Origin of the sequence: Photorhabdus kleinii (assembly GCF_025384885.1) — a bacterium.
GTDB classification, from domain to species: domain Bacteria; phylum Pseudomonadota; class Gammaproteobacteria; order Enterobacterales; family Enterobacteriaceae; genus Photorhabdus; species Photorhabdus kayaii.
Genome location: NZ_JAJAFY010000020.1, coordinates 1 through 25392, shown reverse-complemented (window position 1 = coordinate 25392; position 25392 = coordinate 1). Strand labels below are relative to the sequence as shown.

The following is a 25392-nucleotide window of genomic DNA, read 5'->3' as shown; positions in this document are numbered from 1 at the left end:
TCGTGTCTTGAATTGGAAGCATAAAAAAAGCCAGCTTTTGCTGGCTTTATACATAATGATTTTTTAATGTTTGTTTTACGCAATCATTAGAAGTTTGCGCTTCTTGGTGTCCGTGGGAATGGGATGACATCACGTACATTTGATACACCAGTCACGTAAGCAACCAGGCGTTCAAAGCCCAGCCCGAACCCGGCGTGAGGTACGGTGCCATAACGACGCAGATCACGGTACCACCAGTAATCTTCTTTATTAAGCCCCATCTCTTCCATACGCTTATCCAGTATATCCAGACGCTCTTCACGCTGTGAGCCACCGATAATTTCGCCAATGCCTGGTGCAAGTACATCCATTGCCGCGACAGTTTTACCGTCGTCGTTCATTCGCATATAGAAGGCTTTAATATCTTTTGGATAGTTTTTCACGACGACCGGAGCTTGGAAATGTTTCTCTGCCAGATAACGTTCATGTTCCGAAGAAAGGTCAACTCCCCAGAAGACTGGATTTTCAAATTTCTGGCCGCAGTTTTGCAGAATTTCAATGGCACTGGTGTAATCAATCTGAGCAAAGTCAGAATTGATAAATTTTTCCAGGCGGGTGATAACATCTTTATCTACGCGTTCAGCGAAGAATTGCAGATCATCAGCACGCTCTGCCAATGCGGCTTTGAAAACATATTTCAGCATATTTTCAGCTAATGTGGCGGCATCATTGAGGTTAGCGAAGGCGATTTCTGGTTCAAGCATCCAGAATTCTGCCAGATGGCGGCTGGTATTAGAGTTTTCAGCACGAAAAGTCGGGCCGAATGTGTAAACTTTGCTTAATGCACAAGCGTATGCTTCACCGTTCAATTGTCCGGATACGGTCAGAAAAGCTTCGCGGCCGAAGAAATCTTGGTTGAAATCCACTTCACCTTTGTCAGTTAAAGGCAGATTTTGCAGATCCAGCGTAGAGACGCGGAACATTTCGCCAGCACCTTCTGTATCAGCAGCCGTTATCAATGGGGTGGAAACCCAGAAGTAACCATTTTCATGGAAGAAACGGTGTAGTGCTTGAGCAAGGGTATGGCGCATACGAGCAACGGCACCAATCAGGTTGGTACGTGGACGCAGGTGAGCCACTTCGCGCAGGTATTCAATGCTGTGGCGTTTAGCGGCCATGGGATAGGTGTCAGGATCTTCAACCATACCGATCACGACAATTTTCGTCGCTTGCAGTTCAAAGTTCTGCCCTTGACCAAGGGAAGCAACGACTGTTCCTGTTACTTCGACAGAACAACCGGTAGTTAAATGCAGAACTTCATCCTGATAATTGGGCAAATTATTATTAACGACGGCCTGTAATGGATTAAAGCAGGAACCGTCATAGACGGCGAGGAAAGAGATGCCAGCTTTAGAATCTCTCCTTGTACGTATCCAGCCGCGAACGGTGACTTCACTATCAACCGCAACCCGGCCTTGCAGTACGTCGACTACAGGCGCTACGCTCATAGATTTCTCTCTTCTTTATCAGTTCAAGTTTATGAAAATGAATATCCCCACAAGGGGCAACTTATTCTATGTTACTTGCCCTGTTTCAGGAAACAAGGGGAAATCATCAATTTAAACGGTGAAATAGAGGGGAAAGCGCACTTTTCAGATGTGCTGCTGCCTTATCTGCCAGCAGCACAGTGATATTTTTTAATGAAACTTGAGTTAACAAGCTTGTTTAACCTGGGGTATATCAAAAGCGGCGCGTAGCCTGTTAACAAACTCGTTATCTTCACAAATGGTTTTGCCAGGGCTGTCTGAAAGCTTTGCGACTGGTTTGCCATTACACTCGACAAGTTTGATGACGATGTTCAGTGGCTTAACCCCTGGGATATTGCAGGTAAGCTGTGTACCGATACCGAAAATCAGGTTTATTCTGTTGTGGAAATGACGATAGAGCGCTAGTGCTTTTTGGAAGTCTAGGCTGTCAGAGAACACGAGGGTTTTCGTCATTGGGTCGATACCCAGTTTTTGATAGTGGGCGATCGCTTTTTCACCCCATTGAACAGGATCACCCGAATCATGGCGTAAGCCTTGATAATTTTTGGCAAACTGGGCATCAAAGTCCCGCAGAAACGCGTCCATTGTAATGCAGTCAGTCAAGGCAATACCTAATTGGTTAGGATATTCTTTCAGCCAACTCTGTAATGCTTCTCGTTGACTGCTAGCCAGATCCGGGCTGATTTGCTGATGAGCTTGAAACCACTCATGCGCTTGTGTTCCAACAGGAGGGAGCCCAAGCTGTTGTGCAAGTTGGTAATTGCTAGTGCCAATCAGATAAGGGAAATGCTGTTGCAGCTCACTGACGACAGCGTGTTGAACTCGGTGTGAGAAACGACGACGTGTACCGAAATCCATCAGTTTAAAACTGGAGAGATCGATTCCTTTATTTTCAGCATGTTGATATAACAGTTTGATCAACTTGCGTAGCTGGTTGACTGCATTTTCCACCGCGTTATCTGGTAAGTGATGACGATGAATTAATTCACTGATTAACGCCAGTAATGGGACTTCCCACATAATCACTTCATGCCATAATCCTGAAATATGAATAGCTAATTGGCCGCCATTTGTAACAGAAATATTGACTTGCTGTGGGTTAAAACGAAAGGTTTTTAACCAGCCCAGATAATCAGCCTTGAAAAAAGGCAGACTGGAAAGGTAATTAAATTCAGCATCGGTTAATGCCAGATCAGCCATCATATTAACTTGATGACGTAATTCTGCGGCATATTCACCTAGCAGTTCGTCGCCGCGGCAGCGAAACTCTGCAACAACAGGAATGTGGCTGTAGCGGTGGTATACTGCTTGTTGCATATGAAGTTTATAAGCGTCAGTATCAAGCAGTGATTTAATAATTGGGGTAGCGTCTAGTGTCATAGCGCGTTATGCATCCTCACGGAGCGTATTCGTATTAGCTAAATCGATAAAGTTGGAAGAGTATACCGGGATTATTTTGTTATTGAAGTCACATAACGTCATATAGTTCACCAAAATATCGAAGCTAAAAAGGGTCTTTGGTTAAATGTTATCATGTTATTTGATCATTAAGTGATAACAAGCACCAAAGAGTAAACATATTCCTTACATAACATCATACTCGTTCTTAATGAATGTTAAACGCCAGAAGATGCGTTATTCACTCTTGAAATTCAACCTCTTTCTATGGCAGCGTAAGGCCTAGTATTGAATTAATTCCATCAGGCATGAAACAAAAAGGTTTCTTATGACACAACAGCGACAAGCTAAGTACCGCCGGGATTATCGCGCTCCCGACTATACGATTTCTGATATTGAACTCGATTTTAATCTTGATACCGATAACACGGAAATCACCGCAATCAGCCAGATAAAACGTCTGAGTCACGAAATAACGCCATTAGTGTTGGATGGTGAAGACTTGATACTGAAAAGTCTTCATGTGAATGGTCAACCGTGGGCGCATTACCGTGAACAGGAGGGGGCGCTAGTCATTGAGCAGTTGCCAGCTCAGTTCACTTTGAAAATTGTCAATGAGATCCATCCATCGAAAAATACGGCGCTGGAAGGCTTGTATGTTTCTGGTGATGCACTTTGTACTCAGTGTGAAGCAGAAGGGTTTCGCCACATTACTTATTATCTCGATCGGCCTGATGTATTGGCTCGTTTTACAACACGTATCACAGCCGATAAAGCCAAGTATCCGTATCTGCTTTCAAACGGTAACCGGGTTGAGCAGGGAGAAACCGATGATGGATGTCATTGGGTGAAATGGCAAGATCCATTCCCAAAACCATGTTATCTGTTTGCTCTGGTCGCAGGTGATTTTGATGTATTGCGCGATATTTTTACGACGCGTAGTGGCCGTGAAGTTGCATTGGAGCTGTTTGTTGATCGTGGCAATCTCGATCGGGCTGATTGGGCAATGACTTCCCTAAAAAATGCTATGAAGTGGGATGAAACCCGTTTTGGCCTTGAGTATGACCTCGATATTTATATGATTGTTGCGGTGGATTTCTTTAATATGGGCGCTATGGAGAATAAAGGGCTGAATGTCTTTAACTCCAAATATGTGCTGGCAAAATCTGAAACTGCGACTGATAAAGATTACCTTAATATAGAAGCTGTGATCGGCCACGAATATTTCCATAACTGGACTGGGAATCGTATTACTTGTCGCGATTGGTTCCAACTGAGTTTAAAAGAGGGATTGACGGTATTCCGTGATCAGGAATTTAGCTCTGATCTTGGCTTTCGTTCTGTTAATCGTATTAATAATGTGCGTGTTATGCGTTCGGCACAGTTTGCGGAAGATGCCAGTCCAATGGCCCATCCAATTCGCCCGGATAAAGTGATTGAGATGAATAATTTCTATACCCTGACTGTGTATGAGAAGGGCGCGGAAGTTATCCGTATGATTCATACCCTGCTAGGTGAAGAGCAATTCCAGGCAGGGATGCAGCTTTATATCCATCGTCATGATGGTAGTGCCGCAACATGTGATGATTTTGTTCAGGCAATGGAAGATGCATCAAATGTGGATTTGTCACTTTTCCGTCGCTGGTATAGCCAGTCTGGTACACCAGTATTAACAGTCCGCGATGAATATGATGCAGAAAAGCAGCAATATAAGTTGCATGTCAGCCAGATGACACCAACTACCGCCGATCAAAAAGAGAAGCAGCCTCTACATATTCCCCTGGATATTGAACTTTATGACAGCAAAGGTCATGTGATTCCGTTACGTTATGATGGTCAACCGGTTCACAATGTATTGAATGTGACTAATGCAGAACAGACGTTTGTATTTGATGATGTGCCATCACTGCCGGTTCCCTCTTTATTACGGGAATTCTCAGCACCAGTGAAACTGGATTACAAATTCAGTGATCAGCAATTGGCATTCTTGATGAAACACGCTCGCAATGCGTTTTCACGTTGGGATGCGGCTCAGTCGTTGATGGCAAACTATATCAAACTGAATATTATCCGTTACCAGCAGAAGCAGCCGATCGAACTGCCAATGCATGTGGTGGATGCTTTCCGCGCGGTGTTATTGGATAAAGAGATTGATCCGGCTCTGGTTGCTCATATTCTGGCTTTACCATCAGAGAGTGAGATAGCAGAACTGTTTACGATTATTGATCCTAAAGCGATTCATGAAGTTTTGGATACCATCACCCGTACTTTGGCTCAGGAAATGGCTGATGAATTTGCGGTGGTTTATAACGCTATCAAGATCGGTGCATATCGCGTCGCTCATCAGGATATTGCTAAGCGCTCTCTGCGTAATATCTGTCTATATTATTTGGCTTTTGGTCATCAAGAGCAGGCTGATAAAGTGGTATCAAATCAATATTATCAATCTGACAATATGACTGATGCACTGGCGGCATTATCTGGCGCGGTGCTGGCAGAGTTGCCTTGCTGTGATCAACTCATGGCGGAATTTGATGGTAGATGGTATCAGGACGGCCTGGTGATGGATAAATGGTTTAGCTTACAGGCAAGTAGCCCGGCGGTAGATGTTTTGGCTAATGTACGCCATCTTCTGAATCATCGTTCATTTAGTATGAGTAACCCAAACCGGGTGCGTGCTCTGATTGGGACATTTGTTAACAATCCGGTTGTATTCCATGCTGAAGATGGCAGTGGTTATCAATTCTTGATGGAAATTTTAACTGATCTTAACAGCCGTAACCCACAGGTTGCTTCCCGTTTAATTGAACCGCTGATTCGTCTGAAACGTTATGATGAAAAACGTCAAAACATGATGCGTAGTGCGTTGGAACAGTTAAAAGGATTGGAAAATCTGTCTGGTGATCTGTTTGAAAAAATTACCAAGGCATTAGAAAGCTGATAACTATTTATTGGGTTATCGAGTTATCGGGCTAATGGTTATTTAGCCCGATATTTTTTCCAATTTATCTTCTGGATAATAAATTTCTTCTTGCAAGCATTGGGTTGGAAGTAAAATGCAGTGGTCAGTATCTTATGGTAAAACTGATATGTGGTTAATTTTTATGTCTCTATGGTATTATCGTTAATTTAAGGGCGGTCAACCAGTAACTTTAGAGGATAAAAGAATGGCTTTACTTACAATGGATACACATACAGCAGTTAAGGCACTCAAAGCGTCTGGTTTTAACGATGAGCAGTCTGAAAAAATCGTTGAAGTTATTACAGAACTGCAAAACATAAGTGTTGTCACCAAAGAAGATCTAACAGTTGCTACTGAGAGCATTAAAACCGATATTGGTACTATAAAAACAGATTTAGATTGGATTAAGAAACTGACATTAGCAGTTGGTATTGCTGTTGTTATTGCGGCATTGAAATACATTTTTATTGGTTGATGCTTGATACCTATAGTATGAAAATTGCTCAAAATATTAAAGAACATCCATTGGTTTGCTCTCCTTTGAGTTGTTCGAGGGAAGCAAAGTATCTTGGGCAAAGACGTCAACGATTGTAGTCACTAGTGTATTCTTGTTATACCAATGCATTTTCCCGATTCTCACGCGCAACATCTGGGAGAGATTTGCTTCTAATTAGCATATTTCTGTAGATTCAGCCCATGTCATTCGGTTACTCTACTTGCCGAAATATTTTTGGGGATTAAAAATGAGTGTTTTTTAGCTCAAAAATCTTCAAATGGTATCTGAGTGTGTATAGAGACATGTGTAGTTTAATGTTTATAAATTAATTAATGGGTTTAGAATTATGTGCTACCCACTAGTCAGGAAAGCGTTGTTCCAGCTTGATCCGGAACGGGCACACGAATTAACCTTCCGCCAGCTCAAGCGTATTACCGGTAGTCCTTTCGAGTTTCTGATCCGCCAGTCAGTTGCGACGAAGCCTGTTACTTGTATGGGCCTGTCATTTAAAAATCCCCTCGGTCTGGCCGCGGGCCTTGATAAAGATGGCGATTGTATTGATGCATTTGGTGCAATGGGATTTGGTTTTATTGAAATTGGCACCGTAACCCCACGCGCTCAGGCAGGAAATGATAAGCCGAGATTATTCCGTATCGTTGAAGCAGAAGGGTTAATTAACCGTATGGGCTTCAATAATCTTGGTGTTGATAACTTGGTAGAGAATGTTAAAAAGGCAAAATATGGCGGAGTTATTGGGATCAATATTGGCAAAAATAAAGATACACCAGTAGAGCATGGAAAAGATGATTATTTAATCTGCATGGATAAAGTCTATCCTCATGCTGGCTATATCACAATTAATATCTCTTCACCTAACACACCTGGCTTAAGAACGCTTCAATACGGCGAAGCGTTGGATGATCTATTATCGGCGATTAAAAATAAACAGAGTGAACTTCAACAAAAATACCAGAAATATGTCCCTGTTGCGGTAAAAATTGCGCCAGATCTTTCTCAAGAAGAGTTGATTCAAATTGCAGATAGTTTAATTCGTCATAATATCGATGGTGCTATTGCAACTAATACAACGTTAGACAAGAGATTAGTTGAAGGGCTTAACTATTGCCAACAAGCTGGTGGGTTAAGTGGTCGGCCGGTCCAGTTGCGTAGTACAGAGATTATTCGTCAGCTCTCTCAGGAATTAAGAGGTAAAATTCCCGTTATCGGTGTTGGTGGAATAGATTCACTTGTCGCCGCCAGAGAAAAAATAGCAGTAGGGGCTTCTTTGATACAGATTTTCTCTGGATTTATCTATCATGGTCCAAAATTAATCAAAGATATCGTCAATCATATCTAGATCTTTCTGTTAATTTATCATTGGGGGTTTATTTTTGCCCCCAACTCGTCTATATTCACTCTGATCGCCTAAATTTTATCTGTATCTTTGCATATCTTTTAATTATGGCAGGATTTATTTTACTGAATAGCGGGCAAGTTATTTACAATCTGTTTGACGATGTAAACTTTCCTGGCATAAAAGGGTAATTCATGAACATTAAACCTGATGATCAATGGCGCTGGTATTTTGATGCTGACCATGACCGTGTAATGCTCGATCTGTCTAATGGTATGGTTTTTCGTTCCTGTTTTCCTGCTAAGATGCTGATACCCTATGCAATGGGAGAAACTTCATTTTCTGTAGAAGATGCGACGCTTTATTATTGTTTTGAAGAGCAGACACGCCGAATTAATATTTCAGATGAATTCAGGGCTGAATTAGTTCTTAATGCATTAGTGGCGTTCCGCTTTATTAAGCCACAAATGCCAAGAAGCTGGTATTTTTCTCGTTTTGCCATGATAGAGAAGCCGATACAAGGAGAGCTGATTCAGGTACGGCTCCAGGATTGCGGGACAGATGCTATATTCTTAGTAGTAGAGGCCGGGGATAGTGCGAGCCTTTGTTTGCTAGCTCAATCGCAATTAAAGTTATCCGATCGGGTAATGAATTTTTGTGATCCAATTAAGATTATGAATGATCGATTGATGCCATTTGTGGAACCTATTTATACGCCAATTTATGGCACTGCGATTTGATTTGGGTTTAAGATCCCATTGTTTTGTGATTTCCAAGAGTAAAGACACTTTTTGAAAATAGAACGACAAGTCAGAAGATAATCACTGTTTTTAATTAAGAAAATTGTTCTTTATCATTTGAGGAAATTTTATCTCATTCACATCTTCCCACCTGATTATGAGTAAGTCACTCTTTTCTTGTCTTGTGTTCTAAAATCTCCTGTTGGCTATTATCACAGAAATTTGCTTATTATATGTAATAGCTACAGCTCACTCATTTGAAGCAGGCATGAAAAATAGATAAGAAGCGCTTTTATAATTTCCTCCCCTCTGGATAACATTAGTTCCGATATGGGGAGGAGAGATAATGAAGTTAATTAGCACGATTTTCGAAGATTAATTGTTCTGCGTGATGGGATATTGCTGCTAATGCGTCGTGATTGGAGTAATCGTCTTGGACGATTTGTGCGCGTTGTTTAAACAAGTTTGTACGTAGCATATTTTCCACTGTTTGCTTAAGCTGAGATTCAGTAGGTTGTGCTGTATCCAGATTAATACCGCATCCAGCCCATACGACGCGAAACGCTGTTTCCTGCTTACCTTCTCCTGTATCGGCAATGAGCACTGGTGTACCGTGGTTGAGGGCGTAATTAATGGTTCCGTAACCCCCGTTGGATATTAGCAATGAAGCTTTTGGCAGCCAGTGCTCAAATGAGATAAATTCTTCGATACATGCGTTGTCAGGTATGTTCTCTGGCTGTATTTCTACTGAACTACCACCGGTGGTTGCTAATACACGTACAGGTAATGCAGCCAGTGCACGCAATGTGGGGAAAATTAACTGGTTTAGATCGGTATTAGACATAGTACCTTGAGTGACTATAACCAATGGGCGTGGATCACCTTCTTCCCATAATTGAGGTGATTCTGTTATCGGAGCAGGGTTGGGAAGGGGGCCAATAAAATGGACTGTATCAGGCAATTCTTCTCGTGGGTACTCAAATGCCAGGGTTGAAAGTTGCAAAAAGCGGTCAGAACCCAAAATGACTTCATCGTTGAAAAATCTGGTTAACGTAGCGCATCCTGACTGAGCTAACGCATCATTAAAGCTATCCTGTACTTCGGTTATTAGTTGTCGGGTTTCCTCATCTACGAGTTGTTCATGTGTCAATTCTGATGGTAATAGTGCGGGTGGGATACGTGGCCCCCAGAAAATTGAATCTTTCGAAGAGTAAGCCAGAGGCGTTATGCCAATTATGATCACGGGAAGGCGATGAGCTTTTTCTTTTTGCAGTAGTGGCAATATGCCATAAAAGCAATTCTCGGCTATCAGTAATTCTGCTTGCTGCTCATGGATGATTTGTTGTAGTTGGCGGTCGAGGAATGGGATTGGGCTACAGAAGAAATCTTTAAACGCTAGTGCCATTTGCAGATTTCCTGGCGGCAGGTGCGCTCGGTCAGGAAAACGTTGCTTTAAGTGGCGGTAATCAAAGTCTATCTGCTCATCAAAAGGGATAAATTGTGCGTTTAAAGCCTCTACTTGTTGGCGAAATAATGCGCCAGTGAAGACAGCTACTTGATGCCCTTGTGTTATCAGTGATTGAGTTACCTTTAACATCGGATAGACATGCCCGGGTGTTGCAACCGCTGCAATGACAATTCGTGCCATAATTTGCTCCTTTGTACTGTTTTGATTTAATTACGCTAGTTAGCTCCTGACTCAGGGGTGATTATTTTATGACTACTATTATAAATTAATTACAGAAATAATAATTAATTATTACAATAATCACTTTGATTTATTTTTTATGATGTAATGAAATATGCCGATTTCCTCTCCCTGTCGGTCTGTGTTAGCACCAAAACGGAGAGGAAAGAAGAAGGTATTTAGGGTTTAGTTAATGTGGTTTTGTTCGAGAATTAATTGTTCTACGTGACGGGATATTGCCGCTAATGCATCATGTTTTGCGTAATCTTTTTGGACAATTTGCGCACGTTGTTTAAACAAGTCTGTACTCAGCATATTTTCCACTGTTTGCTTTAGTTGAGATTCAGTGGGATGTGCTGTATCCAGATTAGTACCGCATCCAGCCCATACAACACGAAACGCTGCTTCCTGCTTGCCTTCTCCTGCATCGGCAATAAGTAATGGTGTTCCGTGGCTGAGAGCATAATTGATGGTTCCGTAGCCCCCGTTGGATATCAGCAATGAAGCTTTCGGCAGCCAGTGCTCAAATGAAATAAATTCTTCGACGCGCACGTTTTCAGGTAGATCTTTACTCAGTGTTTCTACCGATCTGCCACCGGTGGTTGCCAATATACGTACCGATAATGTAGTCAGTGCACGCAATGTGGGGAGAATCAACTGATTTAAATCGGTATTGGAAATAGTACCTTGAGTAACTATAACTAATGGACGTGGATCATCTTCTTCCCATAATTGAGGTGAGGTTGTTGTCGGTGCAGGATTGGGGAGGGGGCCAATAAAATGGACCGTATCAGGCAATCCTTCTCGTGGGTATTCAAATGCCAGAGTTGAGAGTTGCAAAAAGCGATCAGCACCAAAGATGACTTCATCGTTAAAAAGTCTGGTTAATGCAGAGCCTCCTGACTGGACTAATGAATTATTGAAACTATCCTGCACTTCGGCTATGAGTTGTTGGTTGGCTTTATCGACGAGCTGTTCATGTGTCAATTCTGGTGGTAATACCGCAGGTGGGATACGTGGCCCCCAGAAAATTGAATCTTTCGAAGAGTAAGCCAGAGGTGTTATGCCAATGACTATCACTGGAAGACGATGGGTTTTTTCTTCTTGCAGCAGGGGTAATATGCCATAAAAGCAGTTCTCGGCTATAAGTAGATCTGCTTGTTGTTCATGGATAATTTGCCGTAATTGGCGGTCAAGAACTGGGATTGGGGTGGAGAAGAAATTCTTGAATGCTAGTGCCATTTGTACATTTCCCGGAGGAAGTTGAGCACGGTCGGGAAAATGCTGTTCTAAATGGCGGTAGTCAAAATCTACCTGTTGATCAAAAGGGACAAATTGTGCGCTTAAAGCTTCTACCTGTTGGCGAAATAATGCACCGGTAAACACGGTTACCTGATGTCCTTGTGCTATTAGTGATTGAGCGATCTTTAACATTGGATAGACATGCCCAGGGGTTGCGAGCGCTGCAATGATGATACGTGCCATGACTTTACTCCTTTGGTGTTTTGTCTGAGTGACTTAAGCTCCTGATTAGAGTGTAATCATTTTATGACAGTAGTTATAAATTCATTATGGTAATAATTAATTCAGTATTGCAATAATCATTATGCTCGATTTTTTCAGAGAATTGTGCAATGACAAATAGTTTAAGGCATGTAGTTCAGTCATGTTTTGTCGAGTCAGCCCGCGTGCCAATTTACGGCACTGCGGTTTGATTTGAATTTAAGATCTATTCTGCGCTATTACTTTTAAGAATAAGATTATTCTTTGGAATACAACAACAGGCCAGAATATGGCCATTATTTTTAATTGCCGTGGCTTTTAAAGGAAAAACATCCCCTTTAATTAAAGAAATTTTACAGCATCCACATAGGCCCGCCCGACATGAATAGGGGACTCTTATTCCTTGTTGTTCCAGTTGCTCTAAAATAATTTGTTGATTATTACCTGTGAAAGTTTGCCCATTATATTCGATAATGACAGATTGCTCATTTGTTTTTGGTGCAGTAATATCTTCAGCTTTTTCACCACTGCCATATTTACAAGGATCTTTCTTAGCTAATATAATGATATTATCCCCGATTCGAATAATACCACTTGAACGAGCAATTAAATTCTGACCAAAATCGACATCACCATTCTCTGCTGTACGGAATGATTGCAATGTCGCTAATGGCTCTCCATTTGGATTTTTAATGCCTTTATCAATGCTGACGGTGGTCAGAATACAGCGGCTGCATGGTTTAGGTAAATCAAAAATAACCTCGCCAATCTGAATTGATTGCCAACTGTCTTCTGCAAATGCTTCTGCACCGGTAATAACAATATTTGGACGAAATTGCTCTAATTTAATACTGGCCGGGCAACGTTGTTGTAATAAACGAAATGAGGCTTCATTAATCAGTAAAAATGGATAACCATCCGCAAATGATAATGGAATTTCGGGGTGTTTTTTTACTCTGCGGGTTAATTCATGGCTTAACCAGCGTAATTGCACCGGAATGCCAAAGAAACGACTTAGCCATTGGTTAACGGTTTCTGGTGCAATGAGAGCCGTAAAATGGTTGCCCCATACTTCCGTAGGTTGTTGTTCAGGTAGGAAATCGCTGTAAAGTACGGTGGCATTTTCTCCGTTGGGCGCACGTAGATAAATACCGTTATTTAACATAGCCGGAGTAAATAACAACATCTGAGGATATTTACGGGCGGTAATAAAAGTCCCGTCTGTCATGGTGATCATAAAATTGCGATCAAATATAAGGCCGCTTTCACTGACTAAGGCATGGGAGAGTTGCAAACCACGCATAGACTTTACCGGGTGGGTATACAGGCGAGACAGAGCTATCATCCGTTAATCTCCATGAAACATTTTTTACATGCGCAACTTTATGACATGTCACTTAGATTAGCTATAATGCGTAATAATTTTCTTTCTTGGTGATATGTAACATGAACTCTCTGTTTGCCAGCACGGCGCGTGGATTAGAAGAATTATTGAAGAACGAACTGGAAATGCTGGGTGCGCAATCATGCAAAATTGTGCAAGGCGGAGTTCATTTTCAAGGTGATGGCAAAGTGATGTATAAAAGTCTGATGTGGAGCAGGCTGGCATCACGTATTTTGCTACCGCTAAACGAATTTAATGTTTATAGCGATTTAGATCTCTATCTTGGAGTTCAGTCTATTGATTGGAGCCAGATTTTTTCTGTAGACAGTACTTTCTCTGTGCATTTCAGTGGCACAAATGAAGAAATACGTAACACGCAATATGGTGCGCTAAAAGTTAAAGATGCCATTGTCGATAGTTTTACTCGTAAGTTGGATCAACGCCCCAATGTGGCAAAGCAACAGCCGGATGTTCGCATTAATGTTTTTTTGAATAAAGAGAAAGCCAGTGTTGCATTGGATTTGAGTGGTGATGGTTTGCATATCCGAGGTTATCGCGATCTTGCTGGTCAAGCCCCACTGAAAGAAAATCTGGCTGCTGCGATTATTCTACGTTCAGGCTGGCAGATTGGTACTCCGATGGTCGATCCTATGTGTGGTTCCGGCACATTATTGATTGAAGCTGCAATGATGGCGGCTGATCGTGCTCCTGGGCTTCATCGTAACCACTGGGGCTTTATTGCTTGGTTGCAACATGATGAAGAAATTTGGCGTGAGGTGACCACAGAAGCGCAGATCCGCTTTTGTAAAGGTCTTCAGGAGACAGCTTCCCGTTTTGTTGGTTCTGATATTGATCGCAGAGTGCTGGATATGGCTCGGTCAAATGCTCGTAGAGCCGGGGTTGCGCAGTTGATAACTTTCCAGCAAGGTGATGCCAGTCGTCTGGAAAATCCGTTACCAGAAGGCCCTGCTGGAACAGTATTAAGTAATCCACCTTATGGTGAGCGTTTGGAAAGTGAGCCGGCATTGATTGCACTACACAGTTTGTTTGGGCGGATAATGAAAAGCCGTTTCCCTAGCTGGCGTCTGTCTCTATTTAGTGCGTCACCTGAATTGTTGAGCTGCTTGCAATTACGGGCTGAACGTGAGTTTAAAGCTAAAAATGGTCCATTGGATTGCGTACAGAAAAATTATCAGTTGTCAGATAAACCGCATTCATCAGAGGTGAATGTGGCGGAAGATTATGCCAATCGTCTGCGCAAAAATGAAAAGAAATTAACTCACTGGGCAAAACAGCAAGGGATTAATTGTTATCGTCTGTATGATGCTGATTTGCCAGAATACAATGTGGCTGTTGACCGTTATGCGGATAAAGTAGTGATTCAGGAATATGCTCCGCCAAAAAGTGTTGATGCTAATAAAGCGCGTCAGCGTTTATTTGATGTTATCAGTGCAACGATGCAAATTCTTGGACTTTCATCAAATCAATTAGTACTTAAAACTCGTCAGCGTCAGAAAGGCAAAAGCCAGTATGAAAGAATGGCAGAAAAACAGGAATTCTTTCTGGTAAATGAGTATGACGCAAAATTCTGGGTCAATTTAACTGACTATTTGGACACTGGCTTGTTCCTTGATCATCGTATTGCCCGAAAAATGCTAGGTGAAATGAGTGAAGGAAAAGATTTTCTGAATCTGTTTGCCTATACCGGAGCAGCGACGGTACATGCTGGATTAGGAGGCGCACGTTCAACAACGACGGTTGATATGTCTCGCACTTATCTTGAATGGGCTGAACGGAACTTACAGGCTAATGAATTAACCGGGCGTCAGCATCGGTTGATTCAGGCAGATTGTCTCACTTGGTTGGCACGGGCCAATGAACAGTTTGATTTGATTTTTATTGATCCGCCGACTTTTTCCAATTCTAAACGGATGGAAGATACATTTGATGTACAACGCGACCATATCATGTTGATGAGACAGCTTAAGCGCTTGTTGCGTCGTGGAGGAACGCTGATGTTCTCTAATAATAAACGTGGTTTTAAAATGGATTTTGCTGAGCTGGAAAAAGCAGGCTTGGTGGCAGAAGAAATCACCAGTAAAACCCAGTCGCAGGATTTTGCCCGCAATCGTCAGATTCACAACTGCTGGCTATTACGTCATGCTGGTGAGGAAAAATAATTACTATGTCATTGATAAATTTATCTGGTGCGTGGTTGTCGTTCAGTGATGCACCATTACTTGATAATGCAGAATTGCATATAGAAGAAAATGAAAGGGTTTGTCTGGTTGGCCGTAACGGTGCTGGAAAATCTACTTTGTTACGGGTATTAGCAAAAGAGCAGCCGTTGGATGATGGTCAGGTTATTTACGAACAGGATCTGGTTGTCGCCCGCTTACAGCAGGATCCCCCCCGTAATATAGAAGGGACGGTTTTTGATTTTGTTGCCGAAGGCGTTCAGGAGCAGGCCGAATATATTAAATCTTTTCATCTGGTTTCCCGCTTGGTGGAGCAGGATCCAAATGAGAAAAACCTTAACCGCCTGGCAGAATTGCAGGAGGTGCTGGATATTCGTGGGTTATGGTCACTGGATAGCCGCATTAATGACGTATTGAAACAGCTCTCTTTACCTGCGGAAGCGAAGCTCTCTTCTCTTTCAGGTGGTTGGTTGCGTAAGGCAGCATTGGGAAGGGCGTTGGTTAGTTTGCCAAAAGTCTTGCTTCTTGATGAACCAACTAACCACTTGGATATTGATACGATTGAATGGCTAGAGAATTTCCTAAAAGATTTTCAGGGTAGTCTTGTTTTCATTTCTCATGACCGTTCATTTATTCGCAATATGGCAACCCGTATCGTCGATTTGGATCGGGGTAAGTTAGTATCGTGGCCGGGTAATTACGATAAGTTTCTTGAAGGCAAAGAAGACGCGTTGCGTGTGGAAGAGATGCAAAATGCTGAGTTTGATCGTAAGTTGGTTCAGGAAGAAGTGTGGATACGTCAGGGGATTAAAGCGCGTCGTACTCGTAATGAAGGGCGTGTCAGGGCATTGAAGGCATTACGTATTGAGCGTTCACAACGCCGTGAAGTAATGGGAACCGCTAAAATACAGATGGGAGAAGCGAGTCGTTCCGGCAAAATTGTCTTTGAACTGGAAAATGTTAATTATCAAATTGGTGAAAGGAAACTGGTCAATAATTTCAGTGTGCAAATTCAGCGTGGGGATAAGATTGCACTGGTAGGACCAAATGGTTGTGGCAAAACAACTTTACTGAAACTGATGTTAGGTGAGCTGCAATCTGATAGTGGCCGTGTTCATTGTGGTACTAAACTAGAAATTGCTTATTTTGATCAGCATCGGATAGCACTTGATCCGGAAAGAACCGTAATGGATAACCTAGCTGAAGGTAAACAGGAAGTGATGGTGAATGGTCGTCCTCGTCATGTTCTGGGTTATTTGCAGGATTTTCTGTTTCATCCCAAACGGGCAATGACACCGGTTAAAGCGCTTTCTGGTGGTGAAAGGAACCGATTGTTACTAGCGCGTCTATTCCTGAAACCCAGTAATTTGTTGGTACTTGATGAGCCAACCAACGATCTGGATGTGGAAACATTAGAGTTGCTGGAGGAGCTGGTAGACAATTATACAGGTACTGTATTGCTGGTGAGTCATGATCGTCAATTTGTTGATAACTCCGTGACAGAATGTTGGATTTTTGAAGGTAATGGTGCGATCAATAATTATGTTGGTGGTTATTACGATGCTCAGCAACAGTGCGAACAGGTTGTATCGTTGCGCCAGCAAAATAAGAAAAAACTTCAAACGGAAGTTAAAGTAGAAAAGATTAAGGAACCGCCAAAAAATTCTCGTAACAAAATGAGTTACCATTTATTACGAGAGTTAGAGCAATTACCATCATTGTTGGAGAAACTGGAAGAAGAGCTTGATCAGTTACAATCTCAAGTGAGTGATCCTGACTTTTTTAATCAGCCTCATGTAATAACCCAAAAAATATTGACTGAACTGTCTCAAAAAGAGCAAGCATTAGACGCGGCTTTTGATCGCTGGCAGGAATTGGAAACATTGAAAACAGTTAATAGTTAACATAATTAGCAGAATCATACTGCGAAATTCTTCTGAGTATGATTCTGTGGATATTCCCGATTTCCTTAACAGGGAGAAAGATCTTGTGTTCCGGTAACCATCATCATGAAATGGTATTGTGCCCTCAATGTGATTTGCTGGTGACATTGCCAGAATGGGTTCAGGGAACGAAGGCAGTTTGTCCTCGTTGTAAGACGACATTAGTCACATGGTGGAAAGAACCTAAACATCAGCCAACAGGTTATGCAGTCAGTGCATTATTTATGCTGTTAATGGCTTGCCTGTTTCCGTTTGTCAGCATGAGTGTGGCGGGAATTGGCAGTGAAATTACCTTATCTCAAATCCCTCAGGTGATGTTTAATGAAAATTACGTCAGTGTGGGAACATTCTTTTTGCTCTGTGTTCAACTGGTGCCTACGTTTTGTATGGTAGCGGTTATTCTCTTGTGCCAGGGTGTTGTTACTTCTCAGAAGATAAGAGTCTGGTTGGCCAGGGTTTTATTCCAGATGAAAAGCTGGTGTATGGTTGAAATCTTTCTGGCAGGGGTGTTAGTCAGCTTCGTTAAGTTAATGGCTTATGGTGATATTGGGTTAGGTTTAAGTTTTTTGCCATATTGTCTGTTCTGTCTTCTCCAGGTGAGAGCATTTCAATGTCTGGATCGCCACTGGTTATGGAATCAGATAACCCTCGCACCTAGGGTGAATATACCGTTACAGGCAGGAAGATCGGGGTTAGTGCAGGGTGTTCGATTATGCCAGTGTTGTACGGCTATTTTACCGGCAGACCAATTGGTATGTACACGTTGTTATACTCGTGGGCATGCCCGTCGTCGCAACAGTCTACAATGGACAATGGCACTGATAGTGACAGCTTTAATGCTGTATATTCCTGCTAATATTATGCCAATGATGGTGACAGAATCGTTAGGTAATCGGAGTGACTCCACTATTATGGCTGGAGTGATATTACTATGGAGTGTAGGTTCGTACCCGGTCGCTTTAGTCATTTTTATTGCTAGTATTATGGTGCCATCCTTGAAAATGCTGGCAATTAGCTGGTTGTGTTGGGATGCCAAAGGTCACGGTAAACGGGATTCCGCCCGAATGCATTTTATTTATGAAGTTGTCGAATTTGTTGGCCGTTGGTCAATGATTGATGTATTTGTTATCGCAATATTGTCATCACTGGTACGTATGGGGAAATTGATGAGTGTCTACCCTGCTATGGGGGCAGTTATTTTTACTTTAGTTGTGATCCTGACTATGTTTGCGGCAATGACATTTGATCCGCGTTTAATTTGGGATAGGGCCAACGTTAAACATTCGTTATAAGGCAATGAAGGGGTGTCAAGGTGACGGATAAAGTTGAAGACCAGAGTCAGGCTAAAATCGATAAAATTAAAAGTTGGTCGCCAGTCTGGATTGTACCGATTGTGACAGTGCTTATAGGTGCTTGGATATTGTTTTACCATTTCAACCACCAAGGGCCGGAAGTGACGTTGATTACCTTCAACGCGGAGGGCATTGAAGCCGGAAAAACTAAAATTAAAAGCCGTAGTGTGGATGTCGGCGTGGTTGAGAGGGTCATGCTGAGTGATGATCTTAGTCAAGTTATTATTAAGGCTCGGCTGAATGATGGCATGGAAAATCTATTGTGTAGTGACAGCGCTTTCTGGGTAGTGAAACCGCAGATTGGCCGTGATGGAATATCTGGTCTTGGTACTCTTCTGTCCGGGGCTTTTATTGAGCTTCAACCGGGAACGAATGGTGATGAAGAAGATGAATTTAATTTGTTGGATTCACCACCATTGGCTTCACCTGATGCAAAAGGTATTCGTGTCATCTTGGTCAGTGATAAAGCGGGTCAGCTCAATCCGGGTGATCCGGTGTTGTTTCGTGGTTATCGGGTTGGTTCTGTTGAAACCAGCGAGTTTGAACCGAAATCTCATCTGATGAGATATCAGCTATTTATTAATGCACCTTATGATGGTTTGTTGACAACCAATGTCCGCTTTTGGAAAGAGAGTGGTATTACCTTTGATATGTCTTCTCAGGGGGTACGTGTTGAAATGGCTTCGTTATCAACGTTGTTTGGTGGTGGTGTCAGTTTTGATGTGCCTAAGGGTTGGGAATTGGGTGAGCCAATTAAAGAAAAAGCCACTTACAAACTTTTTGACAACCAAAGAAGCATTCAGGACTCTTTATATACTGAACATAAAGATTATCTGTTGCTCTTCTCTGATTCTGTTCGAGGGCTACAGCCGGGTGCGCCAGTAGAGTTCCGTGGTATCCGTATGGGGACTGTGGCAAAAGTACCATTCTATTCAGAGGGAATGAGACAGCGGTTAGATAACGATTTTCGTATCCCAGTACTTATCTCCATTGAACCGGAGCGCTTTCAGAAGGAGCTGGGAGAAGGGTTTGATGTTGAGAAAGAGTTGAATAGCATAACTAAACGTGGTCTGCGGGCGTCCCTCAAGTCAGGTAACTTGCTGACAGGGGCACTGTTTATTGATTTGGATTTCTATCCAAATGAAAAAGGGTGGTCCGGTCCGTATGAAATTGCAGGTTATCCGCTATTGCCGACAATCAGTGGTGGCCTTGCTCAAATTCAACATAAGGTTATTGCAGCGTTAGACAAAATTAATAATATGCCGGTTGAGCCAATGTTTAATCAGGCTATCCGCACTTTGGAAGAGAGTCAGAAAGCGATCAGAAAAGCACAACAGACCCTTGATGAATTGAATAAGGTGCTGGCGAATCCTGAAACCAAAGATCTGCCAAAAGATATACAGAAAACATTGCAGGAGTTTAGCCGCAGTATGCAAGGTTTCCAGCCTGGTTCACCGGCTTATAACAAGATGTTGGATAATATGCAGCGATTAGATCAAGTGTTGAGTGAACTGCGACCTGTTCTGAGGACGTTGAATAATAAGAGCAATGCGTTAGTTTTTGAGTCTAAGCCAATTAAAGATCCAGAACCGAAAAAGGCTAAAAAATGATGAGAAGATTGGCATTAATTTTAGTGATTTTTATTTCTGCTTGTAGCCGTCAGCCAGAAAAAACTTACTATCAATTGCCGGTAGTAGCAATAGCATCACAAAAGAGTGCTATTGTGCAGCATGATCGCCAATTATGGGTACAACGGGTTATGTTGTCCGATTATCTGTCCTCCTCCGGTGTGGTGTATCAAAGTAGTGATGTTAGTTATGTCAGTGCGGCGAATCACTTGTGGGCAAGTCCACTTGAACAACAGTTACAGCAAGTGCTGGTAGCTGAGTTAACTATGGCATTGCCTCAGCGTTTAGTTTCTGCTCAACCATTGGTTAATAAGCCAGATACACTAGACGTGACAGTTACCAGTTTTCATGGTCGTTATGATGGTAAGGTGATTTTGCAAGGTTACTGGACATTAACGCATCAGGAGAATGTCGTTAAACAGTCCTTTAATCTGGCGCTAAAACAGCAAGAAGATGGTTACGATGATTTAGTCCGCACATTGGCAAAAGGATGGAGTCAGTTGGCGCAAGCTATTGCCAGTCAATTAATTTCCCAATCGTAACCCTCTGTCATTCTCCGAGTGTAAAACTTTTGCACTCGGAGAAAATTGGTATTATCAGTAGGATAAAAATTTCTCTTTATTATTAATACGTTATTGTTTTTTTTGTACTGATATAACAAATATTACATTAATATGAATTTCTTGACTTGATTTTCAAAATTTATAGGGGTATTTCTAAATTGTGGTTGGATGAATGATGACCACTGTTTTCTTTCTACTGATCTAGCTTATGAGGTAAATAAAAGCATGAAGAGACAGAAACGAGATCGTTTAGCACGAGCATTGTCGAGAGGGTACCATGCAGGTATTTTGGGGCGTCCAAGGGAGCATTGTCCCTATTATTCATTAGATGCCCGTTCTCATTGGTTAGGTGGATGGCGTCAGGCGATGGAAGACAGGTCGATGATGGCTTAGTCTGCCAAACTGATGGTATAGGTTAGGTGAGAAAAAACCTCCATTTCTTATCAGTGATATATATCCCAAATTTAATCTGACAGTGACTGATTGTTTATACAGATATCTGTCAGATTGAATCCTGTAAGTTTTCTCTGTCCAAATTTTCCTTTGACTGTGACTACCTTTGGTTGTGACGAAAGTAAAAATGCCCATACCATATAAAATAAGTTTTTTCCGGTGTTAATGGTTTATCAACTATTTAGTTATTTAGTGACTTATTCCCTCAGCTAAATCACCAGTGATATGTGAATGAATGGCCGCTAGGTAACATATCCTATTTAACCTATTCAATATGACGACTAATATTGCGGCCATTAAGTAATCTACTTGCTAATGCGAAGGATGATGGTAATTCAATAATTGCAGTGAGATGAGTCTGATAAACATTTATGATGTAATTCAACCCAAAAGAGACGGCTATATTCTTCAATCCCATCGACTGATATGGTTATAGTTTCATGACTTGTATAGGCTGTTTGAAGCAATGATAATAGCGTCGATCCGCCATTAATAGTACATACCCACCTAAATCCTTGGATACGGGTAGGCGTCGCTATTTTTCCATAGCAATCTCCATTTGTATTAGGCGCTTTTAGCATTTCGACGGTACCGTCAATTCTATCGAGTTTTGCAATGGCAGTTGGTGTAAGAGTTAATGCTATGATTATGAGCAGTATTTTTCTGATGTTCATATAATATTACCTCGGTGTGTTTGTTAATATTAATCATCAATCTTAATCATTATTAATGTTTTCACCTGTTATCAGTATGCTCTGGTGAGCTTGTTTGATATATCAGGTCAATTTGATCATAGCACAATTTGCCAATTGTATACGGATTGGTCAGCGACAATTGGATGTTTATAATGCAGGTATCCAGGTGTGGATTTGTGTTATTTCTAGTCGAGGTAGGTCAAAGTTAGAACTTGATTTGATTTTTTTCTGTATGGATATTGAACCTCATACTCTGAGATATAACCGGAATTGCCTTGGAGGGAACAAAAATAGCACCAGGTGTTTTTTTAATTGGTGGTGTGCTTTTAGTGAAAAAGGTGAAAAGCAATTAGCCAGCCAGTCACCTTCCTTTTCGATATGTTACTGATTATTTATTAGAAAGAGCTGATATCTTTAAACAAGCCTACTTTCAAATCTGTTGCCGTATAGATGATTTTACCATCTACTAACACTTCACCATCAGCCAGTCCCATAATCAATTTACGGTTAATGACGCGTTTAAAGTTGATACGGTAAGTGACTTTTTTAGCCGTTGGTAATACCTGGCCGGTGAACTTAACTTCACCAACGCCAAGGGCACGGCCTTTGCCTTCACCACCTAGCCAGCCAAGGAAGAATCCAACCAATTGCCACATGGCATCAAGGCCAAGGCAGCCGGGCATTACTGGGTCATTAATAAAATGACAGTCGAAAAACCATAAATCAGGGGTAATGTCCAGCTCTGCTTCTATATAGCCTTTATCGTAGGTACCGCCGTTTTCTGTCATTTCAATGATGCGATCCATCATTAGCATGTTACCAGATGGTAATGGCGGCCCATTTTCTCCGAACAGCTCACTGCGTCCAGATGCGATAAGATCTTCTTTTGTGTAGGATTTACGTTTATCAACCATATTATCAGATAGCCTTATATTTAATGTAGGGTAAATAATAGAGTACACTTGTACGCTGAACAACTCCGATCAGACATTCTGAATTAACCCAACCAGCGAAGAAACCACGGGAATTTAGGTCGTTCCTGATTATTCGCCTGTGTTATACGTTCTTGTATCATAGCTAACAAGTGTGTTTCTTGTTGATCATAATAAGGGATACCTGTCAATAAAGGCAGCGCTTCAGAAACATGTTTTACTGACCATAAATGAAATTTCTGCGCTTTTACTGCATCTACAACGGCTTGATTAAGACATAAATGATGGACGTTCGCCGCTGGTAGAATAACCCCCTGTTGACCAGTTAGTCCTCTGCGATAGCATATTTCAAAGAAACCTTCGATTTTTTCGTTAATACCACCGATTGGTTGAACATAACCAAATTGATCTACTGCACCTGTGACGGCCAGTTGTTGATCAATGGGTTGCAGGGAAAGAGCGCTTATCAGTGCGCATAATTCGGCAAGAGAGGCGCTGTCGCCGTCAACTTCACTATAGGACTGTTCAAATACAATAGATGCAGAGAAAGGTTGTGGCTGATCTAATTTTAGCTCGGAAATTAAAAATGCTTGCATAATCATCATGCCTTTCGCATGGATATTGCCGCCTAACTCAACTTTGCGTTCAACATCAACAAATTCCCCATCTCCCATATGGGCCACGCAAGTGATACGAGATGGCTCTCCTGCTGGATCAGGATGGCCGGGATACTCTAGCACAGATAATCCATTAATTTGACCAATGACCATGCCTTGGGTACGGATAAGAATCTGGCCTGTGTGAATTTCCTCTAAACCACGTTCAGGCAGATAATTGTGACGCCAGCGGCGATTTTCCTCTGCTTGTTTAATTGATTGAGCTGTAATCTGATTTTCTTGCTGATAGAGTGACGCAGTAGTCAGTTGCCGTTGTAGCCAGAGAATATCTAAAGGCAGGTGGTGTTGATCTTCTACATGGCGGATTGCTTGTTGGACAAGCTCAGGCCAAGCATTATGACTCAATGGAGGTAATTGCCATTGTTGAATAAGCCCATTGATATAATTGCACCACAGGCTTAAATCCTGCTCATTATGAAATGGCATATCCAGCTCAAATTCGCCATATAGAGCGCTTTTTGCTAATTCAGGTTCTGTAGCCTGAAACTCTTCAAGGCTTAGACGATCTCCAACCAGGATCAGACGTAGCTTTAATGGCATAGAAGGGATAGGTAATGGTAACGGTTTGCTGCCATCCAGAGACAACCATTCAAAGCGTTGCTGAATAATCATCTGCTTCAGGCGAACCCACATTAAAGGCTGAGACAGTAGGGTACGTAGCGGTAGAATAAGTACACCGCCATTTACCTGATGAATCAGACCGGGTTGTAAGTGAATTTCTCCGTTGTGAGAATGGAAGCAGCCAAATAGTTGCTCTGCTTCTATCCATTCACGATAGGCGACGCGTAACTCAGGTGTGAAATAGCCTGCTGTTGATGGTTGCCAGCTAATTTTCTGTTGCTGTATGTGATAATTGCCACCAATTTGGGGAAGTTCTTTCGTGAGTAATGGACGGATAGACTCAGCTAACGCTGACAAATAAATATCACATTCTTCGGCTTTCAATAGCATAAAAGGCTGGCGGGAATCCATCCGGCAAAAAAGCTGTAAACCACTATGTAGCCGTGATTGAACGGCTTCCATGCTGGCAGACGCCTGTTGGGAAGCAGAATGAAAAAGTGCATCATAAGGAACGCAATTCGGCAGTAATGCCTGCCAGTCTAGTTTGTTAGTGGTCAAAGTGATCGCTGTATGTTGTAAAGTAGGAAAGCGTCGATTATACAAGATTAAGATATAAACCAACATGCTTGAATGTTTGCTATTGTAGGCACTTCATGTAAAAAATAATTTTTTCAAAAAACAGATATTAATCAATTTGGCTATAAGCAATTTACTAAAATAGTTGTTATGCTTATTTTTAGTTACGCTGTCACTGAGAAAGTAAGATGAAATATCAACAACTGGAAAATTTGGAATGTGGCTGGAAGTGGGCTTATCTGATGAAAAAACATCAAGAAGGCGAGCCAATTACTAAATATATTGAAAACAGCGCAGCTCATGCAGCCGTTGATAAACTCATTGAACTTGAGAGTGAACCGGTAAGGGTACTGAAATGGATTGAGCAGCATATGAATCCTGATTTATCCAACCGGATGAAACAAACTATCCGCGCTCGGCGTAAACGGCATTTTAATGCGGAACATCAGCATACTCGCAAGAAATCCATCGACTTAGATTTTCCTGTGTGGCATCGCTTATCTGCACTTTCTCAGCGACGGGGTAATACACTGTCTGAAACTATTATCCAGTTAATTGAAGATGCTGAGCGGAAAGAAAAGTATGCCAATCAGATGTCCAGCTTGAAACACGACTTGGAAGCTATTCTGGGTAAGAAAGAGTAATTTCAGTTGTGATAGGCTGGTATAGGCTGGTATAGGCTGGTATAGGTTGGTATCGCAACCAGCTCCTTAATAAGTTTGATATAAAATTTCACTATCGGTAAAAGAAAACCCCATCTGACA

19 protein-coding genes are annotated in these 25392 nt (G+C 41.9%); 11 read left to right on the top strand and 8 right to left on the bottom strand.

All coding sequences use genetic code 11. The features are described from left to right. Window positions 1-86 precede the first annotated feature (86 nt). Both asnS and pncB read right to left on the bottom strand, forming a co-directional pair. Window positions 87-1487 (bottom strand): asparagine--tRNA ligase, encoded by a 1401-nt coding sequence (gene asnS, locus LG003_RS11285; protein WP_262980749.1) that lies wholly within the window; start codon window positions 1485-1487, stop codon window positions 87-89. Between the two features lie 204 nt (window positions 1488-1691). Next, window positions 1692-2906, bottom strand: a complete 1215-nt coding sequence (gene pncB, locus LG003_RS11280; RefSeq protein WP_262980748.1) for a nicotinate phosphoribosyltransferase — start codon at window positions 2904-2906, stop codon at window positions 1692-1694. 346 nt (window positions 2907-3252) lie between these two features. On the opposite strand from pncB, the gene pepN reads away from it, so the two are divergent. From pepN to LG003_RS11260, 4 genes are all read left to right on the top strand, one after another. Beyond that, entirely contained in the window at window positions 3253-5865 is a 2613-nt protein-coding gene (pepN, locus tag LG003_RS11275; protein ID WP_262980747.1) for an aminopeptidase N, read from the top strand. A 226-nt stretch (window positions 5866-6091) separates the two neighbouring features. Continuing rightward, a complete protein-coding gene (locus LG003_RS11270; protein WP_112876533.1) occupies window positions 6092-6361 on the top strand; it encodes a DUF1640 domain-containing protein in 270 nt (89 codons plus the stop codon). A 367-nt stretch (window positions 6362-6728) separates the two neighbouring features. Next, window positions 6729-7739, top strand: a complete 1011-nt coding sequence (pyrD, locus tag LG003_RS11265; RefSeq protein WP_262980746.1) for a quinone-dependent dihydroorotate dehydrogenase — start codon at window positions 6729-6731, stop codon at window positions 7737-7739. Window positions 7740-7930: 191 nt separating this feature from the next. After that, entirely contained in the window at window positions 7931-8476 is a 546-nt protein-coding gene (locus tag LG003_RS11260) for a cell division protein ZapC (protein ID WP_262980745.1), read from the top strand. A 352-nt stretch (window positions 8477-8828) separates the two neighbouring features. On the opposite strand, the gene LG003_RS11255 is transcribed toward LG003_RS11260, so the two are convergent. The 3 genes from LG003_RS11255 to LG003_RS11245 all read right to left on the bottom strand — a co-directional run bounded on the left by LG003_RS11255 (window position 8829) and on the right by LG003_RS11245 (window position 13011). After that, window positions 8829-10124 carry a glycosyltransferase gene (locus LG003_RS11255; protein ID WP_262980744.1) on the bottom strand — a complete coding sequence of 432 codons (1296 nt, stop codon included), beginning with the start codon at window positions 10122-10124 and terminating at the stop codon, window positions 8829-8831. A 225-nt stretch (window positions 10125-10349) separates the two neighbouring features. Next, window positions 10350-11648 carry a glycosyltransferase gene (locus tag LG003_RS11250; protein WP_112876529.1) on the bottom strand — a complete coding sequence of 433 codons (1299 nt, stop codon included), beginning with the start codon at window positions 11646-11648 and terminating at the stop codon, window positions 10350-10352. A 244-nt stretch (window positions 11649-11892) separates the two neighbouring features. Beyond that, on the bottom strand, window positions 11893-13011 hold the full coding sequence (locus LG003_RS11245; RefSeq protein WP_262980743.1) for a YcbX family protein: 1119 nt from the start codon (window positions 13009-13011) through the stop codon (window positions 11893-11895). A 101-nt stretch (window positions 13012-13112) separates the two neighbouring features. Here LG003_RS11245 and rlmKL point away from each other — a divergent pair, with 101 nt between their 5' ends. The 6 genes from rlmKL (at window position 13113) to rmf (ending at window position 21127) form a co-directional block, all read left to right on the top strand. Then, window positions 13113-15230: a bifunctional 23S rRNA (guanine(2069)-N(7))-methyltransferase RlmK/23S rRNA (guanine(2445)-N(2))-methyltransferase RlmL gene (gene rlmKL / locus LG003_RS11240; protein WP_112876527.1), complete on the top strand. Its 2118-nt coding sequence runs from the start codon at window positions 13113-13115 to the stop codon at window positions 15228-15230. Between the two features lie 5 nt (window positions 15231-15235). Next, on the top strand, window positions 15236-17152 hold the full coding sequence (locus tag LG003_RS11235) for an ABC transporter ATP-binding protein (protein WP_262980742.1): 1917 nt from the start codon (window positions 15236-15238) through the stop codon (window positions 17150-17152). Window positions 17153-17235: 83 nt separating this feature from the next. Further along, complete coding sequence (gene pqiA, locus LG003_RS11230) at window positions 17236-18483, top strand: membrane integrity-associated transporter subunit PqiA (protein ID WP_262980741.1); 1248 nt, start codon at window positions 17236-17238, stop codon at window positions 18481-18483. Window positions 18484-18503: 20 nt separating this feature from the next. After that, window positions 18504-20153 carry an intermembrane transport protein PqiB gene (gene pqiB / locus LG003_RS11225; protein WP_112876524.1) on the top strand — a complete coding sequence of 550 codons (1650 nt, stop codon included), beginning with the start codon at window positions 18504-18506 and terminating at the stop codon, window positions 20151-20153. Beyond that, on the top strand, window positions 20150-20713 hold the full coding sequence (gene pqiC, locus LG003_RS11220) for a membrane integrity-associated transporter subunit PqiC (protein WP_262980740.1): 564 nt from the start codon (window positions 20150-20152) through the stop codon (window positions 20711-20713). Before pqiB ends, pqiC begins: the two co-directional genes overlap by 4 nt. A 246-nt stretch (window positions 20714-20959) precedes the next feature. Further along, the gene (gene rmf, locus LG003_RS11215) at window positions 20960-21127 is read left to right on the top strand and encodes a ribosome modulation factor (RefSeq protein WP_112876661.1); all 168 of its coding nucleotides are present in this window, start codon (window positions 20960-20962) and stop codon (window positions 21125-21127) included. A gap of 395 nt (window positions 21128-21522) precedes the next feature. On the opposite strand, the gene LG003_RS11210 is transcribed toward rmf, so the two are convergent. The 3 genes from LG003_RS11210 to LG003_RS11200 form a co-directional block, all read right to left on the bottom strand. Further along, window positions 21523-21861, bottom strand: a complete 339-nt coding sequence (locus tag LG003_RS11210; protein ID WP_112876523.1) for a hypothetical protein — start codon at window positions 21859-21861, stop codon at window positions 21523-21525. A gap of 416 nt (window positions 21862-22277) precedes the next feature. Further along, window positions 22278-22796, bottom strand: a complete 519-nt coding sequence (gene fabA / locus LG003_RS11205; protein WP_262980739.1) for a bifunctional 3-hydroxydecanoyl-ACP dehydratase/trans-2-decenoyl-ACP isomerase — start codon at window positions 22794-22796, stop codon at window positions 22278-22280. An 83-nt stretch (window positions 22797-22879) separates the two neighbouring features. Continuing rightward, window positions 22880-24610, bottom strand: a complete 1731-nt coding sequence (locus tag LG003_RS11200; protein WP_262980738.1) for a Lon protease family protein — start codon at window positions 24608-24610, stop codon at window positions 22880-22882. Between the two features lie 206 nt (window positions 24611-24816). Here LG003_RS11200 and matP point away from each other — a divergent pair, with 206 nt between their 5' ends. Next, the gene (gene matP / locus LG003_RS11195; RefSeq protein WP_112876522.1) at window positions 24817-25272 is read left to right on the top strand and encodes a macrodomain Ter protein MatP; all 456 of its coding nucleotides are present in this window, start codon (window positions 24817-24819) and stop codon (window positions 25270-25272) included. The last annotated feature ends 120 nt before the right edge of the window (window positions 25273-25392 follow it).

Bases quoted from the DNA above. Each gene is read 5' to 3' on its own strand.
- fabA (WP_262980739.1), bottom strand. From the start codon at position 22,796: ATGGTTGATAAACGTAAATCCTACACAAAAGAAGATCTTATCGCATCT.
- pncB (WP_262980748.1), bottom strand. From the start codon at position 2,906: ATGACACTAGACGCTACCCCAATTATTAAATCACTGCTTGATACTGAC.
- asnS (WP_262980749.1), bottom strand. From the start codon at position 1,487: ATGAGCGTAGCGCCTGTAGTCGACGTACTGCAAGGCCGGGTTGCGGTT.
- LG003_RS11270 (WP_112876533.1), top strand. From the start codon at position 6,092: ATGGCTTTACTTACAATGGATACACATACAGCAGTTAAGGCACTCAAA.
- pqiC (WP_262980740.1), top strand. From the start codon at position 20,150: ATGATGAGAAGATTGGCATTAATTTTAGTGATTTTTATTTCTGCTTGT.
- LG003_RS11250 (WP_112876529.1), bottom strand. From the start codon at position 11,648: ATGGCACGTATCATCATTGCAGCGCTCGCAACCCCTGGGCATGTCTAT.
- pyrD (WP_262980746.1), top strand. From the start codon at position 6,729: ATGTGCTACCCACTAGTCAGGAAAGCGTTGTTCCAGCTTGATCCGGAA.
- LG003_RS11210 (WP_112876523.1), bottom strand. From the start codon at position 21,861: ATGAACATCAGAAAAATACTGCTCATAATCATAGCATTAACTCTTACA.
- LG003_RS11245 (WP_262980743.1), bottom strand. From the start codon at position 13,011: ATGATAGCTCTGTCTCGCCTGTATACCCACCCGGTAAAGTCTATGCGT.
- LG003_RS11255 (WP_262980744.1), bottom strand. From the start codon at position 10,124: ATGGCACGAATTGTCATTGCAGCGGTTGCAACACCCGGGCATGTCTAT.
- pepN (WP_262980747.1), top strand. From the start codon at position 3,253: ATGACACAACAGCGACAAGCTAAGTACCGCCGGGATTATCGCGCTCCC.
- LG003_RS11235 (WP_262980742.1), top strand. From the start codon at position 15,236: ATGTCATTGATAAATTTATCTGGTGCGTGGTTGTCGTTCAGTGATGCA.
- matP (WP_112876522.1), top strand. From the start codon at position 24,817: ATGAAATATCAACAACTGGAAAATTTGGAATGTGGCTGGAAGTGGGCT.
- rlmKL (WP_112876527.1), top strand. From the start codon at position 13,113: ATGAACTCTCTGTTTGCCAGCACGGCGCGTGGATTAGAAGAATTATTG.
- LG003_RS11260 (WP_262980745.1), top strand. From the start codon at position 7,931: ATGAACATTAAACCTGATGATCAATGGCGCTGGTATTTTGATGCTGAC.
- rmf (WP_112876661.1), top strand. From the start codon at position 20,960: ATGAAGAGACAGAAACGAGATCGTTTAGCACGAGCATTGTCGAGAGGG.